We start from the raw sequence: 18,139 nt of genomic DNA, 5'->3' as shown, positions 1-18,139 counted from the left end.
AGGGATCGGCAACAGACAAAGAGTGTGTAGTGGTTGAAACAACGCCAGAAAACGGCACTTCCCCAACAAAAATGGGTCATAAATACCGTGGCTGTAAAGCAATCATAACGTGACGATTGCGGCATGCCAAGGGTGTCATTCAAAACGGATAAGGACGGTCAGCTCGTGCTGCTCGGTGCGGCTGTGCGTGCGCGGCGCAAGGCGGCCCTGCTGTCGCAGGAGGCCCTTGCCGATCGCGCAGAGATCGATCGCTCCCATATGGGCAAGATCGAGCGCGGCGAGCGCAATGTGACCCTGCTGAATGTGTTGCGCATTGCGCAGGCACTCGATTGCAAGCCGTCGGAGTTGCTTGCGGAGGCAGGGCTCTAGAATGGCTGCCGAAATGAAGTTGAACCGCTCTGCAGACAGTACTGGGCCTGTATTCCTTCAGCGGCAGCTTGCTGTCTAATATCCTCAACTGCTGCGGTAAACGTGTTTGGACTCAAAAGATAATCGCCGGCGCGAGTGGCATCAATGTTGTACGCGCCTGGAGTTGGGTCTATAAACTGCTGAGCAAGCGTCGCGTTACTTAGTCCACTTGGGTCTCGCCCTGAGATTCGTTTTATCGCGGAAATTGCCTTGCTGAGATCTAGGCAATAGTTGAGAAGCCAACTTTGTAATCGGGAACAAGAGCAAGAGATTCCCCTCCCCATGTGAGGAGCTCAAACATTCCAAATTCAATTTCTCGGGCGACTTGATCGTAATTTTTTCTCACGCTCGATCGCTTCGTTTGTGCGGCGAAAGCCGCCTTCACGGAGGATTCGTTAATAATCATCCCGATGGGCAAGGTGCGATTTTTTTTCTCACCCTTAACTATTACTTCGCGATTCGCCTTTTCCTCCTTGGCTTCGAACTCAAACTCAAATTCTGGCGATTCGTAGACGTAGAACAGTACATCCGAGATGTCGTGAAATTTTGTAGATCTTCTTATTGTTACCTCAAGCTCACTATCGACTGCGGCCATTGTTAGCTTGCTGTAGGTGAATTTCATATCATTTCCCGTTTTTTTGATAACCTGGATCGCCATTTAGTGAGGCGCTGCCTTATATAAATGAACGATGCTATTAAATCGAACGAGCACTGATTGTGCTTGCACTAATAAGATGCAGTGAAAGTCGAACGCCTTGCAGGTATGATTTTCCGAATTTCATGCAATTTTCGCGCCCCGTAGGTAGATGTTGCTTTCAGAGGAAAGCTTAATTGCCTTCTGCCACGTTTCCCGTGCGGCTTGTTGCTATCCATGTGCTGGCTTAACCCGCCCACTCAAACTGCACTGCCTCGACGTGTCCAGGATCTGAGATCGCGACAACGGGTCAGGGGCCAGTCTGCCTTCGAAAGGTGATCGTAAGCTCAATCCAAGCTGGCACGACATCCCTCAAATGCGGGGGGGGGGGGGACGGGGCTTACCGGCGAGCGCTTCTCTGGCTCCCACCAAATCTGGCGCATCTGGAAGGCGGCGCTTAAGCGCGCCGGTGTGCGCTACCGCAACCCGTATCAGACCCGACACACCTATGCGTCGATGATGCTCTCTGCTGGCGAGCACCCCATGTGGGTTGCCAAGCAGATGGGGCACGCCGACTGGACCATGATTGCGCGAGTCTACGGCCGCTGGATGCCATCGGCCGACACAGAAGCCGGAAATCGCGCGGTAGAAAAATTCGCTGGCGAGGGCATCAAAATGCTGGCAAAAAAGCTGGCAAAAACCAGCTAGATTTTTGACAACACGAAAATCTAAATTATTGATTTATAAGGGAATTCTGGTGCGAGGGAGGGGACTCGAACCCCTACACCATTGCTGGCGTCAGGACCTAAACCTGGTGCGTCTACCAATTTCGCCACCCTCGCCGGATGGATCGCGGCGCCCGTTGAGGGAGCGCCGGAAAGGAAGCCCGCGATTATATCGCAGTCGTTCGTAGGTTTCCATCCCCGCCCCGACATGCTTGGCCGAGGCGGCATTTTCGAATGCATGAGAACGTCAGGCTGCCGGCGCGGGAGCGTCAGCTTCGGGCCGCTTGACCCGGAACCACGCCGCATACAGCGCCGGCAGGAACAGCAGTGTCAGCACCGTGGCAATGATCAGGCCACCCATGATGGCCGCGGCCATCGGCCCCCAGAACACGCTGCGCGAGAGCGGGATCATCGCCAGAACTGCTGCGGCAGCCGTCAGAATGATCGGGCGGAAACGCCGCACAGCCGCCTCGACGATGGCCGTCCAGGTGGGCACGCCGGCCGCCACATCCTGCTCGATCTGGTCCACCAGAATGACCGAGTTGCGGATGATCATCCCGATCAGTGCGGTGATGCCGAGCTGCGCCACGAAGCCCATCGGCGCGCGCAGCAGCAACAACGTTGCCGCCGCGCCAATCAAGCCCAACGGGCCAGTCAGGAACACCATCACCGAGCGCGAGAAGCTGTGCAGCTGGAGCATCAGCAGCAGGAAGATGATGAAGATGCACAGCGGCATCTGCGCGGCAATCGATGCACCTGCGTTGGCGCTCTCCTCTTCCGCGCCGGCAATCTTGATCTGGTAATCAGGCGGCAGATCCGCGCGGATCTTGTCGAGCAGCGGGTTGATCTGCGCCGTGACCGTCGGGCCCTGCACGCCGTCCACCACGTCGGACTGCACGGTGATGCCGTAGTCGCGGTTCTCGCGCCAGATCACACCCGGCTCCCACGCAAAGCCCACACGCGCCACCTGCGTGAGCGGTACTGTGCGGCCGCTGCTGGTCGGCACCTGCACGCGCTGCAAGGCATCGAGCGTATTGCGCTCGTCTTCCTGCGGACGCATAACGATGTCGAGCAGCTTGTCGCCGTCGCGGTACTGGGCGATCGGCGCGCCAGACATCACCGTCTGCGTGACCTGCGAGATCGAGCCCGTCGACACACCCAGCGCGCGCGCCTTGTCCTGGTCGATGTCCAGGCGCAGCACCTTGACGTTCTCGTTCCAGTTGTCGTTCACGCCCACAGTATTCGGGTTGGCGGTCATGATCGCCTTGACCTGGTTGGCAATCTTGCGCACGCCACCAATGTCCGGGCCCATCACGCGGAACTGCACCGGATACGGCACCGGCGGCCCGTTCGGCAGCAGCTTCACGCGGCCGCGCAAGTGCGGGAACTGCGATTTCAGCAACCCAATGATGTGCTGCCGCACGCCCTCACGCGCTTCCAGCGAGGTCGGCATCACAATGGCCTGGGCCACGTTGGTCTGCGGCAGGATCTGATCCAGCGGCAGATAGAAGCGCGGCGCGCCGGAGCCGATGAACAGCGTCACGCTGTCGACGTTCTGCTCCTTGCGCATCAGCGTTTCAAAGCGTTTGGCTTCGGCCTCGGTCTGGTTGAAGCTGGAGCCTTCCGGCAGCCACAGCTCCACCATCAACTCAGGGCGGCTGGAATCCGGGAAGAACTGCTTCTCCACATACTTGAAGCCGAACACACCCAGCCCAAACGCGACGAGCGTGATGACAATCACTGTCTTGCGGTACTCCACACACCAGTTCACCCAGCCGCGGAAGCGGTTGTAGAACGGCGTGTCGAACAGCTCGTGGTGGCCGCCGTCACCCACATGCGACTTGGTGCGCAAGAGCAGAAAACCGAGGTACGGCACGAACACCACGGCTGCAAACCACGACAGCACCAGCGCCAGCGCCGTCACAGCAAAAATGCCAAACGTGTACTCGCCCACCGTCGAACGCGCCAGCCCCACCGGCAAGAAGCCCGTGGCGGTGATGAGCGTGCCGGTCAGCATCGGCATGGCGGTGGAGGTGTACGCAAAGGTGGCGGCCTCCATCTTGGAGAAGCCCTCTTCCAGCTTGCGCACCATCATCTCGACCGCGATGATCGCGTCGTCCACCAGCAGGCCCAGCGCGATGATCAGCGCACCGAGCGATATCTTGTGCAGGCCGATGTCGAAGATGTTCATGAACAGGAACGTCACCGCCAGCACGAGCGGGATCGTCAGGCCCACCACCAGACCCGGCCACACATCAATGCGCAGCTTGGGCTTGGTGTGCAGGCCCAGCGAAAGGAAGCTCACGCCCAGCACGATCACCACGGCCTCGATCAGCACGTGTACGAACTCACCCACCGAGCTCTGCACCGATTTCGGCTGGTTCTGCACCTGCTCCATCTCGATACCGACCGGCAGCTTCGCGCGGATCCTATCGACCGTGGCGCGCAGGTCCTTGCCGAGCTGGATGATGTCGCCGCCCTTGGTCATCGAGATGCCCAGGCCGATAACCTCCTTGCCGTTGAAGCGCATCTTGGCGTGCGGCGGGTCAACGTAGCCATGCGTTACCGTAGCGATGTCGCCCAGGCGGATATTGGTCGTGCCGCCAGGGCCGCGCAGCGTCAGGTTCTCTAGATCACGAATGTCGGAGAACTGGCCCGACAGGCGGATTTGTACATTGTCGGTCGGCGTGACCAGCACGCCGCTCGGGCCGATGTTGTTCTGCTGGCCAATCTGCGTGGCGATGCTGTTGATGTCCAACCCCATCTGCGCCAGCTTGGCCTGCTGGAACTCGATGTAGATCTTCTCGTCCTGATCGCCCAGCAGCTCAACCTTGGCGACGTTGGGCACGCGCAGCAGTTGCTGGCGGATCGAATCGGCGTAGTCGTTGAGTTGACGGTAGGTAAAGCCGTCGGCGGACAGCGCGTAGATCGAGCCGTACACATCGCCGAAATCGTCGTTGAAGTACGGCCCGCGCACACCCTGCGGCAGGGTGGGTGCGATGTCGCCCACCTTCTTGCGCACCGTGTACCAGAGCTGCTGCGTTTCCTTGGCGGGCGAAGTGTCGGCCAACTGGAACGTGACCAGCGTTTCACCAGGCTTGGAGTAGCTGCGAATCTTCCAGGCGTACGGCACTTCCTGCAGCGCCTTCTCGATCTTGTCGGTCACTTGGCGCGACATCTGCTCGGCCGTGGCACCGGGCCAGAAGGCCTGCACCACCATCGCGCGGAAGGTGAAGGGCGGGTCTTCGTCCTGCCCCAGCTTGGAATACGCAAAGATGCCGCCGAGCAGCAGCGCCACCAGCAAAAAACGCGTGAGCGGTTGATGCTCAAGCGCCCAGCGTGACAGGTTGAAACGGGAATGTTCCATGCGCGCGAAGGTAGGCGTGTTTGGGCAGGAAGCGCGACTTAGCGGCGCGGCGTGATAGCGGACTGGGCCGACGGCTGATCCGCGGGCGCCATCGGCATCACTTTCTGGCCGGCCTTGAGCAGGTGCACGCCGGCGGTCACGATGGTCTGGCCGGGTGCAAGGCCGCTGGTCACCAGCAACACGTTGTCGCGTGGCTCGCCCACCGTCACCGGCACTGGCTTGACCGTTTGCGACGCGGCGTCATACAGCCACACCACGTTCTTGCCCTGCTCCTGCAGCAATGCGCTGATCGGTACGCGCACGCCCATGCCACCGCTGTCTGCACCACCGCTTGGCCGCACGAACCTGGCCACCGCCGTCATGCCCAGCTTCAGGTCGGGCGGCGGGTTCGGGATCGAAATCTTCACGGTGTACGTCCGCGTGAGCGGGTCGGCCGCTGGCGCAATCTCTCGCACCTTGCCCGGAATGCTGCGCGACTGATCAGCCCACAGCTTGACGCTCACGTCGGGCGATTTGCGCAGCGTGTCCACCTGGTCCTCGGGAATGCCGACCACAACTTCCTTCTCGGCCGTCTGCGCCACACGCACGACCGGCTGGCCAGCAGACACCACCTGCCCGACCTCGGCGTCGACGCCCGTCACTACGCCATCCGCATCGGCTTCGAGCGTGGCGTAGGCGGCTTGATTGGACTGGTTGCGGTAGCCTGCGGCGGCCTGGTCGTAGCGAGCCTGCGCGCCGTCGAAATTGGCTTGATGGCGTTGCTGCTCAGCAGCGCTGATGAAGCCCTTGGCAAAGAGCTCAGAGAAACGTTTGAGATCGGCCGCAGCCAGATCGCGGTCGGTCTTGGCCGCCGATAACTGGGCCTGGGCGGATTGCTGCGCCAACGCCAGATCGGCTGGGTCCAGGCGGGCCAGTACCTGCCCTTTCTTGACCGTGGCCCCCACGTCGACCAGCCGCGCAACGATCTTGCCCGGCACGCGAAAGCCCAAGCGCGACTCAATGCGCGGGCGCACATCACCGGAGAATTCTGCGGTGCCGGCGCCTTGCTCGCTGGTGACCGTCATGGTGCGCACGGGGCGTACTTCGGGCGTTTTAGGCTGCTCTTTGCCGCAACCGGCCAACAGCGCCGCGCCCGTCAGCAATGCCGCAGATACGGCCAGCGACGAGAAGCGCCTGCGCGACCGAAAATGCCGGTCAGTGGCCCCGGTAAAACCGGTGGAGTCGGAATGCGGGTACGAAGGACACATCGCAGGCACGGCGGGCATGACACGCTCTCAGTAAATAACTGACCGGTCAGTAATATACCCACGGCAATGCGCAGGGTCAACGACACGGCGTTGTCTGATTGACTTTTATTGCTGGTCGCCTAGCAGCGGCCCCTCACATGCTGCACCGCAGCGCCATGTAAAATGGCCGCCCTGCCTATTTCCCACAGCGCGTCCACTGCGACGGCCCCTTCCGTGACCCCCGACGACTACTGCGCCGACAAGGCCGCCCCGCCCGGCAGCGACGTGTACTACAGCGTATTGTTTCTGACGCCCGAGCGCCGTCGCGCAACCATCGCGCTGGAAGCCGTGCGACGTGAACTCGAAGATGCCGTGCGTGATGCGACGGACCCGGCAGTCGTGCAGTCGAAGTTGCAATGGTGGCGCCTGGAGTTGGCCCGTTTGTTCGAAGGGCGCCCGGATCACCCCGCCACCAAGGCGCTGCAACCGCATCTGTCAGCCTATGACATTGGCGCGGTGCACCTGGGCGAACTGCTGGCCGGCGTGGAAGCTGACGCGATGCAGAACCGCTATCTGGATTGGCCCAACCTGCGTCGCCACGGCGATCAGGTAGCCGGTGTCGCGGGCCGTCTGGCAGCGCGCATCGCTGGCCACACGCATGCGCGCACGCTGGAATTCGCCCGGCTGCTGTCGCTGGCCGAGCAGTTGGTCCACTTCATCCGCAACCTGGGGGAAGACGTGCGCCACAACCGCGTCTACGTTCCCGTGGACGAACTGCAGCGCTTTAACGTGCCGGCGGCGGATCTGTTCAACCGCCGCTATGCAGATGGCTTCAAGCCATTGATGGCGTTCCAGGCCGAGCGCGCCCGTACAACGTACAAGGAAGCCCTGGCCGCATTGCCCGCCGAAGACCGCCGTGCCCAGCGCTCGGCGCTGATCCGCGGCGTGCTGGCCATGCGCCTGCTCGATGAGGTGGAGGCCGACGGCTTCCAGGTGCTCACGCAGCGCACCGACCTGACGCCGCTGCGCAAGCTGTGGCTGGCCTGGCGAACTCAAATCACGCAGATCCGCAGTTGATCAGACCTTGATCAGATCCAGCGGTGCAAACCGGCCGGCCAGCACCGACTGCGAATCCATCCCCCACCAGCGTTCCAGCACCGTCGCGTAGAGCGAGCGAAAATCGACCGACGGGTCGAGATTGCCGCCGCCATCCAAGCGCTCCAGCATCGGCCCCTGCCCTGCCAGTCCACCCTTCACGCGACCGCCTGCCACGAAATGCGCAGCGGCAGTGCCATGGTCCGTACCATTATTCAGGTTCTCGCGCGGGCGGCGGCCGAACTCGGAATACGTGACGATCAGCGTGTCATTCCAGCGGCCCAACTCCGTAAGCGCACTCTTGAGCGAGGCAATGCCATCGCCCAACTGACGCAGTAGATTCGCCTGCGTGCCTTGTTGGTTGGTATGTGTGTCGAAACTACCCAGCGACAGGCACACCACAGCCACATCGGCCCCGCCATGCCCGGGTGCAGCAACCACCTGCATCGCCGCCTTGATCGAGTTGCCGAAGCCGCCATCCGGAAAGTGCGTCTGGAGCGCAAACTTGCCCGCCTTCGGACGCAGCCCGTCAGCGGCTTTGACGATGTCTGCCTCGACTTTCAGCACGTGCTCAAGCGTTGCGTTGCCCATGGCGTGAGATGGCATCGCCAGCTTGGCTTCGTTGAGGAAGGCGTCTGGATTGGCCAGCGCCACCGCACGGGAGCCGCCATCGAGCGGGCCAAGATCCGCGCTGCCGATAATCACGCCATCCGCACCGAACGACGCCGGCACAGGCCGCGCGGCAAATGCGCGGGTCAGCCAACCTTCGCGCAGGTACTGGTCGGAGCGCGACGCCGTATCCCAGATCTCGATCGAGCGGAAGTGCGAAAGATTCGGCTGCGGATACGACAGCCCCTGCACCACCGATAGCTCGCCTGCCTGCCACAGCGGCATCATCGCCTGCAAAGACGGATGCAGGCCGTAGCGGTCATCGAGTTGCAGCACCTGCTCACGCTTGATAGCAATGCGCGGGCGCAGCGCGTAGTACTGCGCGCTGGTGTACGGCACAACGGTGTTCAAGCCGTCGTTGCCGCCCTTGAGTTCAATGAGGATCAGCAGATTGCCATAGCCCTTGCGCTTGTCCTGCCCTTGAGCAAAGACCACGCCCGGGAGGCCGGATGCGGCGCCACCAAGGCCGAGCATGGCACCAGCCTTCAGAAAATCGCGACGTTCCATGATGTGTGCTCCTGCAATCGTGGCGTTACTTCAATTGGTAGGCGGGGTCCATCATCAGCGTGCGCAGGTACGCGGTACCAGCCAGCTTGACGGGAATGGGCGCGGTGGGCTCGATCGGCAACACCGCGCGCTGGATCGAAATGCGCGGCCCGAGCTGCGGCGGGTCATCCCCATCCGCCCCAAACTGCGCCAACCACTTGGACGAATTGAACGACACCATCGTCTGCGACTGCGCCAGCTTGAAGCGGCCCTCTTGGCCCATGCCCTTGAGCGCCTGCCCCAAGCCTTGCACCGTGCCGCCCTCCTTCAGGTCTGCACGCATGGCGGCCATCATCATGCCGGGCTTCTGTTGCTGGGCTTGCTGCGCTGGCGCCTTCATCTCGGTCGAGCGGAACAACTGGTCGAGAAACTGCTTGCGACCCAGCAGCGTGGTCGAGTTGATCCACGCATCGCCACCCGGCCAGCCTTTCACGTTGGGCGGCGCCAGCAGGTTCTGCCCGAGTTGCGCCGATTTGATCGCGAACGGGGTTGGGTCGGAGTACTGCACGTTGAATTGCTTGAGCGTGCCGACAATCATCTCCACTGGCGACTTCACCAACGTTGCGCGCGTCTGCGGCGCCCAGAAGGTCGGCGTCATGAACAACTCGCGCAGGGCAACCTTGATGTCGTACCCACTTGAGCGGAATGCATCGGCCACACGCTGTACCTGCGCCGTATCCGGTTCTGGCGAAACAAACTCGCGCCACAGCTTGGTTACGATGAAGGTTGCCGTCTCGGGGCGGGACAGCAGGATGTCGAGCATCTGGTCACCGTCGTAGTCGCCGCTCTGGCCAAACACGATCTTCACGCCGGTGTCGTGGATCTGCGGTCGCCAGAGGTAGGCGAAGTCGTGCTCGCGGTCGATGCTCCAGCCCGTGTAAGCGCGTGCAGCCTCCTTGATGTCCTGCTCGGTGTAATGGCCCTCACCCAGCGTGAACAACTCCATCACCTCGCGGGCGAAGTTCTCGTTGGGCTTGCCCTTGCGGCTCTCGGCGCCATCCAGGTAGATCAGCATCGCCGGGTCTTTGCCGATGGCGTGCAGCATCGTGCCGAAGTTGCCCACAGCGTTCTGGCGCAGCAGAACATTCTGGCGGTACATCAGTTGCGCGAACGGCACCTTCTGCGAGCTCGATACGAAGTGGTTATGCCAGAACAGCGTCATGCGCTCGGTCAACGGCGACGGCGTCTTGATCATCTCGCCCATCCACCAGGCGCGCAGCTCCAGTTCGTGCGCAGCGTTCTTCTGGCGTGCGGCCTTGCGGGCGTCTTCGTCGGGCAGCTTGTTGTAGGGGATGATCGGTTCATTGACCCACGCCGGCGGCGGCTGCGTAGCGACATTGCCTGTCTGGGCCAGCACACGGTCGATGGCCTCGCGGTGGGTCAGTCCGGCATAGGTGTCGAGCTCACTCTCGGAGGGCGAAAAGCCGATGCGGGTAAGAAAATAGCGCGCGTCTTCGCGATCCAGGCGCTGCTCGTCGGCAGCGGGTGCCAAGGCTCGCGTGCTGTGGCGATGCGGCTTGTCTTGCGTCGCCGCCTGCGCGGGTGGAAGTGAAAGGACGCCAGCGGCTGCCAGCGCCAGAAAAATCGTGCCACGGACTTGCATGTCGGTCCCCCGAGTCGACCCTGATGCCTTGCCGGGGCAGCGACTACGCGCCGTTCCTCGGCCCCTACCTAGCCGCCACGGTGATAGATGTCCCGCGTGACGTCATAGATGTTCTGACGCAACTGCTTGCGTTCCTCGGGTGACAGCTTGCGCTGCGGGGGTGGCGACGACCGGCCTTCGCTCTCGGCTCGGCGGCTTTCCATGGCAGCGGCACGGCGACGGCGTTCATCTGCCTCGTTACCGCGTCCTCCACCCTGGTTCCCGCCCTTGTGCGGCGCGGCGGCCTCGAAGAAGCCACCGCCGTTGAATCGACCGAACCCGTTCCCCCCTCCGAATCCACTGGGGGGGGCATTGTGCGGCCCACGCGCCTGTGCCGGCAGATACGCCAGGCAGAGGGCGGCAGCACACGCCGTCAGCGCCAGGCGCCGCCGGAAACTTGCTGATCGATCCGTCAAAAGAGAGAGAGAAGCCACGTCCATGTTGCTGGAAACCGATGCGCCATGCATCATTGCGCGACAATCGATATCAGGCAACCGCATTGCACGCCAGCCCCCTTTATGGGGGTCAGCACTATTTGATCCCAACTGAGGAACCGCCAAGGCAGTGTAGCCGTGCGTCCTACAGACTGTTCGTGTGGCCCGGTAAATAATGTAACCGTCTGTTTCAATTGGGCTTCCACCGCTGCCTGAACTCCCGCGGGGCCATGTTTTTGTCGTTACCATTAGCGCCATGGAAAATTCTGGTCAAAAGATTCTCGTCGTTGATGACGATCCCCGCCTGCGCGATCTGCTGCGCCGTTACCTCGGGGAACAGGGCTTCACCGTGCTGGTGGCGGAAAACGCCACGGCCATGAACAAACTCTGGCTGCGCGAGCGCTTCGACCTGCTCGTGCTCGACCTCATGATGCCGGGCGAAGATGGCCTGTCGATCTGCCGTCGCCTGCGCGGCGCAAACGATCAGACGCCCATCATCATGCTCACCGCCAAGGGCGAAGACGTGGACCGCATCGTCGGCCTCGAAATGGGCGCCGATGATTATCTGCCCAAGCCCTTCAACCCGCGCGAGCTGATCGCACGCATTCACGCCGTGCTGCGTCGCCGTGGTCCGGCCGAGATTCCCGGCGCCCCGTCGGAAACGCCCGAAACCTTCGCCTTTGGCGATTTCGTGTTGAACCTGGCCACGCGCACACTCAAGAAGAACGACGAAGAGATCACACTTACGACGGGCGAATTCTCCGTGCTCAAGGTGTTTGCGCGCCATCCGCGCCAACCCCTATCGCGTGAGAAGCTAATGGAAATGGCGCGCGGGCGTGAATATGAAGTCTTCGACCGCAGCCTGGACGTACAGATCTCGCGCCTGCGCAAGCTGATCGAGCCTGACGCCAGCAACCCGCGTTTCATCCAGACGGTCTGGGGCCTGGGCTATGTGTTCATTCCTGATGGCGCCAAGTAAGGGCGCCAAGTAACCCCTCTTATCCGCAACCGACTTGCGCATTCCGCGTCCGGCCGCGCTGCGGCATCTGTTGATCAGTGTGTTTGGTTCGCTGTTCTGGCGAACCTTCATGCTGATCGCTCTGCTCATTGCGATCTCGCTGGGCGTCTGGTTCCAGAGCTTCCGCATTTTCGAGCGTGAACCGCGCGCGCAACAGATCGCCATGCAGGTCGTCAGCGTGGTCAAGCTCACGCGGGCGGCACTGCTCTATTCCGACCCAGCGCGCCGGCGCTTCCTGCTGTTGGACCTCGTGCAGAACGAAGGCATCAAGGTCTACCCGCGTGAAAAGGAAGATGAGTACCGCGAGCCGCACACCAACCCGTACCTGACGCAACTCGTCCAGCAGGAGATCCGCAACCGGCTGGGTGCCGAAACGGTGATTGCCACGGCGGTCAACGATATTCCTGGCGTTTGGGTGAGCTTCCAGATCGAAGGGGACGACTACTGGGTTGCCATCAGCCCTGATCGTTTCGAGCACGTGCCGGGACTGCAGTGGCTGTGGTGGTCGATGGCGGCACTGGTGCTGTCGGTGCTGGGCGCGGCATTCATCACCTCGCGCGTGAACCAGCCACTCAAGCGCCTGGCCGACACAGCACGCGCCATCAGCGCGGGCGACGACCCGAAGGCGCTACCCGAAGCCGGCGGCACCGAAGTGGCGCAAGCGAATCACAGCTTCAACCAGATGGTGCGCGACCTCAAACAGCTCGAGGCCGACCGCGCCGTCATGCTGGCCGGCATTTCGCACGACTTGCGCACACCGCTCACGCGCCTGCGCCTGGAAACCGAAATGAGCCCCGTCGACGAACAAACGCGCGAGCTGATGGTGGCCGACATCGAGCAGATGGACGCCATCATCGGCCAGTTCCTCGACTACGCGCGCCCTTCCAGTGAGATGCAGGAAGAGGTGGATCTGACCGAACTCGTGCGCGATACGGCACCGGTGTATTCAGCGCACGATGACATCGATCTCACGCTCAAGCTCGCGCCGGAAGCCATCGCCCGCTGCAACCGGATGGAGACGCAGCGCATTCTCGACAATTTGATTGAAAACGCGCGCCGCTACGGCAAGACGCCCGGCACCGGTCGCGCCGACATCACGGTCAGTACTCTGCTGCAGAACAACGAGGTGGTGTTGTGCGTGGCCGATCGCGGCGCCGGTGTGCCCGTCGATCAGCTTGGCCTGCTCACGCGCCCGTTCTACCGACTCGAATCTGCCCGCAGCGAGGCCAAGGGCGCCGGGCTCGGCATGTCGATCGTCAATCGCATCCTGCAGCGCAGCGGCGGTCGGCTGGTGCTGGAGAACCGCACACCGCCAGAAACCGGGCTGGTCGTCAGCGCCTGCTACACACGCTACTGATCTGTGCCGCTCGGGCACAACCTACCGGCCTTTACGACGGTCATGCGTCACAACTCCAATCGGAGCATCAGCGCGCTTGCCCGTAATTGCTGCCGTTCAGATCATCAATCTCGGCAGCTTCTGCGCGATAGATCAGCACCACGGCCTGTGCGACGATGCCCTCTTCCTTGCCCTCGAAGCCGAGCTTCTCGTTGGTCTTGGCCTTGACGTTACAACGCTCGGGCGCAATACCAAGGTCTTCCACCAGGTTGGCAACCATGCCCGGCACGTGCGGGGCGAGCTTCGGTTTCTGTGCGATGACGGTGGCATCGACATTGCCCACGGCATAGCCGGCCTTGCGCACGCGTTGCACGGCTTCACGCAGCAGCACGCGGCTGTCGGCGCCAGCAAAGGCCGGATCGGTGTCGGGGAAATGCCGGCCGATGTCACCCAGGCTGGCGGCACCGAACAGCGCATCGGTAATCGCATGCAGCAGCGCATCGGCATCGGAGTGGCCGAGCAGCCCGCGTGTGTGCGGAATCTCTACGCCACCCAGGATCAACTTGCGGCCTTCCACCAGTGCGTGTACGTCGTAGCCTTGGCCAATGCGGATGTCCATCCAATTCATGCTTGCGATGCCTCGTGAGGTTTGTCTTATGCGTGCCGTGCGAGGATGGCCTCGGCAAGCGCGAAATCGTCGGGATACGTCACCTTGAAGTTGCGCAGCGCGCCCGGCACCAGCAGCGGCTTGTGGCCAGCCCCCTCAATGGCACTGGCTTCATCGGTAACGATGCGTTGTTGCGCCAATGCGTCGTGCAACGCGCGCTCCAGCAGGCCGAGCGGGAACATCTGCGGTGTTTGCGCTTGCCACAGGCCATCACGCGGCACTGTGGCACCGATGTGCTGATCGGCGTCTGCACGCTTGAGCGTATCGGCCACAGGCAGCGCGAGGATGCCACCAACGGCCTGCGAGCCTTCGCTCTCGACTGCCGCAACCAACCGCGCAATCAGCGCAGGCGTCAGACCTGGGCGCGCGGCATCGTGCACGAGCACCCAATCGTCATCGTGCGCCCCAAGCCCACGCAACGCTGCCAAACCATGCGTGACCGACGCGTGGCGCGAATCACCACCGCAATCCACTTCGACCAGCTTGGGTGCATCGAAGTGGCCATCAGGAAAACGCTGCACGAGCGGTTGCGCACCCGGTGTCGTCACGATCAACACGGAATCGATCTCGGGGCTGGCCAGAAAAGCTTGTGCGGTGTGCCACAACATCGGCCGTCCGGCGATTGCCTGATATTGCTTGGGCAAATCGCCGCCGGCGCGCGAACCAGTGCCGGCTGAGGGAATCAGCGCAAAGCGGCGTTGGCCTGAGCGGGAAGGTTCGGACATGGAATGCGGAAGATGAGGCGTGGATACGACGTTTTCTCAGGTTTTGAGCCGTCGCCAGCACGCGATTGGCGCGGATTTTATAATAGCGGCCAGTGTCACGACACCCCGCCTGCAAACGCCGGTGGGGTGTCGTGCTTTGCCTACCGATCCTGACACCCCATGTCTGATTTCTCGCTCTCTGCCCTGCCCGCCGTCAAACCGGGCGCGCGCTTTGTCTTCAGTGGCCTGCAAGGCGCGGCGGATGCCCTGCTGCTCGCGCGCTATCTGGAGCAGCATCGCGCTGCCGTGCCGATGCTGGCTGTGGTCTGCGCCAATGCTGTCGACGCCCAGCGCCTGGCCGAAGAACTGCGCTGGTTTGCCCCGCAGGCGCGCGTGAAACTGCTGCCGGACTGGGAAACGCTGCCATACGACAATTTCTCGCCGCACCAGGACTTGATTTCCGAACGGCTGGCAACGCTGCACGACTTGCAGAACGGCGCCTGCGACATCCTGCTGGTGCCAGCGTCGACGGCCTTGCAGCGTGTGGCGCCGCCATCATTCCTGGCCGCCTACACGTTCTTCTTCAAGAAAGGCGAAAAGCTGGATGAGGCCGCGCTCAAGGCGCAGTTCACGCTGGCGGGCTATGAGCATGTCAGCGCCGTCATGCGCCCCGGCGAATACTCCGTGCGGGGTGGGCTGATCGACCTGTTCCCGATGGGCTCGCCACTGCCGTACCGGCTCGACCTGTTTGGCGACGAGATCGAGACCATCCGCGCGTTCGACCCCGACACGCAGCGCAGCCTCTACCCCGTGAACGAAGTGCGCCTGCTGCCGGGCCGCGAATTCCCGATGGACGAAGCCTCGCGCACCGCCTTCCGCGGCCGCTGGCGTGAGGTGTTCGAGGGAGACCCGACGCGCTCGCCGATCTATAAGGACATCGGCAACGGCGTGCCCTCGGCCGGCATCGAGTACTACCTGCCGCTGTTCTTCGAAGAAACCGCCACGCTGTTCAACTACCTGCCGGGCACCACGCACCTGGCCTTCGTCGGCGACATCGAGGGTGCCGTACGCCGCTTCTGGGCCGACACCACGCAGCGCTACAACTTCATGCGCCACGACCGCGAGCGGCCGCTGCTGGAGCCCGCCGCATTGTATTTGGATGAAGAAGCGTTCTTCGTGGCGGCCAAGCCGCATGCGCGCCTTGTGCTGCGCGCAGAACCCGGCGATGCGCCGCTCTCGCTGCCGCTGCCAAACGTTGCGGTCAACCGCCGCGCAGAAGACCCACTGGTCAACCTCGAATCCTTCCTGATGCGCGGCAACTGCCGCGTGATGATCTGCGCAGAATCCGCCGGCCGCCGCGAAACGCTCGCGCAAATGCTCGCCGCCAGCGGCCTGCACCCCGAGGGCGTGGCCGATTTTGCCGACCTGATGCGTGGTGAAGCCAAGTTCGTGCTGGGCGTGGCGCCGCTGTACCAGGGCTTCATCCTGGGCGACGGGGTGGACAAACCAGGCATCGCCATCATCACCGAGACCGAGCTGTACGCGCAAACGGTGCGCCGCGCCGGCCGCCGCAAGCAGGAACAGGCCACCGCCGTTGATGCGATGGTGCGTGACCTGGCTGAGCTGAAGATCGGCGACCCGGTAGTCCACAGCGAACATGGCATCGGCCGCTATCAAGGGCTCATCTCCATCGACATGGGCAACGGTGAGGAGGAGTTCCTCCACCTCGACTACGACAAGGGCAACAAGCTCTACGTGCCGGTGCACCAGTTGCATGTGATCTCGCGCTACTCGGGTGCTGATCCGGAAACCGCGCCGCTGCATTCCCTGGGCTCCGGCCAGTGGGAGAAGGCCAAGCGCAAGGCTGCACAGCAGATCCGCGACACGGCCGCCGAACTGCTGAACCTGTACGCACGCCGCGCGCTGCGCCAGGGCTTCGCCTTCCCGCTCACGCCGGAGGACTACGTCAAGTTTGCGGAGAGCTTCGGTTTTGAAGAAACGCCGGACCAGGCCGCCGCCATTGCCGCCGTCATCGCTGACATGACATCCGGCAAGCCGATGGACCGCCTCGTTTGCGGCGACGTCGGCTTCGGCAAGACGGAAGTCGCCCTGCGTGCCGCGTTTGTGGCCGTGATGGGCGGCAAGCAGGTCGCCATCCTCGCGCCGACCACGCTGCTGGCCGAGCAGCACTACCAGACGCTGGTCGACCGCTTTGCCGATTGGCCGGTGCGCATCGCCGAGATCTCGCGCTTCAAGAACAAGAAGGAAATCGACGGCGCTATCGAAGCCATCAACGCCGGCACCATCGACATCGTGATCGGCACGCACAAGCTGCTCTCGCCGGACGTGAAGTTCAACCGGCTGGGGCTCGTCATCATCGACGAGGAACACCGCTTTGGCGTGCGCCAGAAAGAGGCGCTCAAAACGCTGCGCGCCGAGGTGGACGTGCTCACGCTCACCGCCACGCCGATCCCGCGTACGCTGGGCATGGCACTGGAAGGCCTGCGCGATTTCTCGGTCATCGCCACCGCGCCGCAAAAGCGCTTGGCCATCAAGACCTTCCTGCGCCGCGAAGAAGACGGCGTGCTGCGCGAGGCCATCCTGCGGGAGTTGAAGCGTGGCGGCCAGGTCTACTTCCTGCACAACGAGGTCGAGACCATCGAGAACAAGCGCGCTAAGCTGGAGGAACTCATTCCCGAGGCCCGCGTGGTGGTCGCCCACGGCCAGATGCACGAGCGCGAGCTGGAACGCGTGATGCGCGATTTCGTGGCCCAGCGCGCCAACATCCTGCTGTGCACGACGATTATCGAAACCGGCATCGACGTGCCGACCGCCAACACGATCCTGATCCACCGCGCCGACAAATTCGGTCTGGCGCAGCTTCACCAGTTGCGTGGCCGCGTCGGGCGCTCGCACCACCAGGCGTATGCATATCTGCTGGCACACGATCTGGACGGCCTGACCAAACAGGCGCAGCGCCGACTGGAAGCCATTCAGCAGATGGAAGAGCTGGGTTCGGGTTTCTATCTGGCAATGCATGATCTGGAAATTCGCGGCGCCGGCGAGGTACTGGGCGACAAGCAATCGGGCGAGATTTCCGAGATCGGCTTCCAGCTCTACACCGACATGCTCAACCAGGCGGTGAAGTCGCTCAAGGCCGGCAAGGAACCCGACCTGATGGCGCCGCTGGCGGCCACCACCGAGATCAACCTCGGCACGCCCGCCCTGCTGCCGCAGGACTACTGTGGCGATGTGCAGGAGCGCCTGTCGCTCTACAAGCGCCTGGCCAACTGCGAGAGCAGCGAGACCATCGACAACATCCAGGAAGAGCTGATCGACCGCTTCGGCAAGCTGCCGCCGCAGGCGCAGTCGCTCATCGAGACGCACCGTCTGCGCATCGCCGCGCAGCCGCTGGGCATCCGCAAGATCGATAAGGGCGCGGAGGCGGTCACGCTGCATTTCGTACCCAACCCGCCGGTGGACGCCATCAAGATCATCGACCTCGTGCAGAAGAATCGGCAGATCAAGCTGGCCGGGCAAGACCGGCTGCGCATCGAGAACATCCCCGCCGAGACGGCCGCGTTGGCGCAGACGATTCGCCACGCCATGCGGCAATTGAGCTGATGCGCTAGCATCGCCCGATCAAAGAAAAAACATAGAAGGACACA

At 62.6% G+C, this 18,139-nt stretch carries 13 protein-coding genes, 1 tRNA gene and 1 pseudogene; 6 read left to right on the top strand and 9 right to left on the bottom strand.

The features are described 5' to 3' along the window. The first annotated feature begins 123 nt into the window (after positions 1-123). The gene (locus tag R2N11_RS14160; protein ID WP_316681466.1) at positions 124-369 is read left to right on the top strand and encodes a helix-turn-helix domain-containing protein; all 246 of its coding nucleotides are present in this window, start codon (positions 124-126) and stop codon (positions 367-369) included. 259 nt (positions 370-628) lie between these two features. On the opposite strand, the gene R2N11_RS14155 is transcribed toward R2N11_RS14160, so the two are convergent. Next, positions 629-1,030 (bottom strand): hypothetical protein, encoded by a 402-nt coding sequence (locus R2N11_RS14155; protein WP_316681465.1) that lies wholly within the window; start codon positions 1,028-1,030, stop codon positions 629-631. A 414-nt stretch (positions 1,031-1,444) separates the two neighbouring features. Between R2N11_RS14155 and R2N11_RS14150 the strand changes: the two are divergent. Further along, positions 1,445-1,750 (top strand): annotated as a pseudogene (locus R2N11_RS14150) (tyrosine-type recombinase/integrase); the annotation flags it as partial. Positions 1,751-1,797: 47 nt separating this feature from the next. On the opposite strand, the gene R2N11_RS14145 reads toward R2N11_RS14150, so the two are convergent. The 3 genes from R2N11_RS14145 to R2N11_RS14135 form a co-directional block, all read right to left on the bottom strand. Further along, a tRNA-Leu gene (locus tag R2N11_RS14145) sits at positions 1,798-1,884 on the bottom strand. A 130-nt stretch (positions 1,885-2,014) separates the two neighbouring features. Further along, positions 2,015-5,134 (bottom strand): efflux RND transporter permease subunit, encoded by a 3,120-nt coding sequence (locus tag R2N11_RS14140; RefSeq protein ID WP_316681464.1) that lies wholly within the window; start codon positions 5,132-5,134, stop codon positions 2,015-2,017. Between the two features lie 38 nt (positions 5,135-5,172). Then, the gene (locus R2N11_RS14135) at positions 5,173-6,399 is read right to left on the bottom strand and encodes an efflux RND transporter periplasmic adaptor subunit (RefSeq protein WP_430715445.1); all 1,227 of its coding nucleotides are present in this window, start codon (positions 6,397-6,399) and stop codon (positions 5,173-5,175) included. A 195-nt stretch (positions 6,400-6,594) separates the two neighbouring features. Here R2N11_RS14135 and hpnD point away from each other — a divergent pair, with 195 nt between their 5' ends. Continuing rightward, positions 6,595-7,437 (top strand): presqualene diphosphate synthase HpnD, encoded by an 843-nt coding sequence (gene hpnD / locus R2N11_RS14130; protein ID WP_316681463.1) that lies wholly within the window; start codon positions 6,595-6,597, stop codon positions 7,435-7,437. Here hpnD and R2N11_RS14125 read toward each other — a convergent pair whose 3' ends face one another. The 3 genes from R2N11_RS14125 to R2N11_RS14115 all read right to left on the bottom strand — a co-directional run bounded on the left by R2N11_RS14125 (position 7,438) and on the right by R2N11_RS14115 (position 10,476). Then, positions 7,438-8,631, bottom strand: a complete 1,194-nt coding sequence (locus tag R2N11_RS14125; RefSeq protein WP_316681462.1) for a DUF1501 domain-containing protein — start codon at positions 8,629-8,631, stop codon at positions 7,438-7,440. Between the two features lie 25 nt (positions 8,632-8,656). Then, entirely contained in the window at positions 8,657-10,273 is a 1,617-nt protein-coding gene (locus R2N11_RS14120) for a DUF1800 domain-containing protein (RefSeq protein WP_316681461.1), read from the bottom strand. A 68-nt stretch (positions 10,274-10,341) separates the two neighbouring features. Further along, entirely contained in the window at positions 10,342-10,476 is a 135-nt protein-coding gene (locus R2N11_RS14115) for a hypothetical protein (RefSeq protein WP_316681460.1), read from the bottom strand. A gap of 526 nt (positions 10,477-11,002) precedes the next feature. On the opposite strand from R2N11_RS14115, the gene ompR reads away from it, so the two are divergent. Both ompR and R2N11_RS14105 read left to right on the top strand, forming a co-directional pair. Then, a complete protein-coding gene (gene ompR, locus R2N11_RS14110) occupies positions 11,003-11,725 on the top strand; it encodes an osmolarity response regulator transcription factor OmpR (protein ID WP_004627064.1) in 723 nt (240 codons plus the stop codon). Positions 11,726-11,759: 34 nt separating this feature from the next. Further along, on the top strand, positions 11,760-13,121 hold the full coding sequence (locus R2N11_RS14105; protein WP_316681459.1) for an ATP-binding protein: 1,362 nt from the start codon (positions 11,760-11,762) through the stop codon (positions 13,119-13,121). Positions 13,122-13,188: 67 nt separating this feature from the next. Here R2N11_RS14105 and ispF read toward each other — a convergent pair whose 3' ends face one another. Next, complete coding sequence (ispF, locus tag R2N11_RS14100) at positions 13,189-13,728, bottom strand: 2-C-methyl-D-erythritol 2,4-cyclodiphosphate synthase (RefSeq protein ID WP_316681458.1); 540 nt, start codon at positions 13,726-13,728, stop codon at positions 13,189-13,191. 26 nt (positions 13,729-13,754) lie between these two features. Then, positions 13,755-14,492, bottom strand: coding sequence for a 2-C-methyl-D-erythritol 4-phosphate cytidylyltransferase (gene ispD / locus R2N11_RS14095; RefSeq protein ID WP_316681457.1), 738 nt, complete (start codon positions 14,490-14,492; stop codon positions 13,755-13,757). Between the two features lie 159 nt (positions 14,493-14,651). Here ispD and mfd point away from each other — a divergent pair, with 159 nt between their 5' ends. Further along, the gene (gene mfd / locus R2N11_RS14090; RefSeq protein ID WP_316681456.1) at positions 14,652-18,095 is read left to right on the top strand and encodes a transcription-repair coupling factor; all 3,444 of its coding nucleotides are present in this window, start codon (positions 14,652-14,654) and stop codon (positions 18,093-18,095) included. Positions 18,096-18,139 lie beyond the last annotated feature (44 nt).

It is taken from the genome of Ralstonia flaminis (genome assembly GCF_958415495.1).
GTDB lineage: Bacteria > Pseudomonadota > Gammaproteobacteria > Burkholderiales > Burkholderiaceae > Ralstonia > Ralstonia flaminis.
This window is presented reverse-complemented; position numbering and strand designations above follow the sequence as displayed.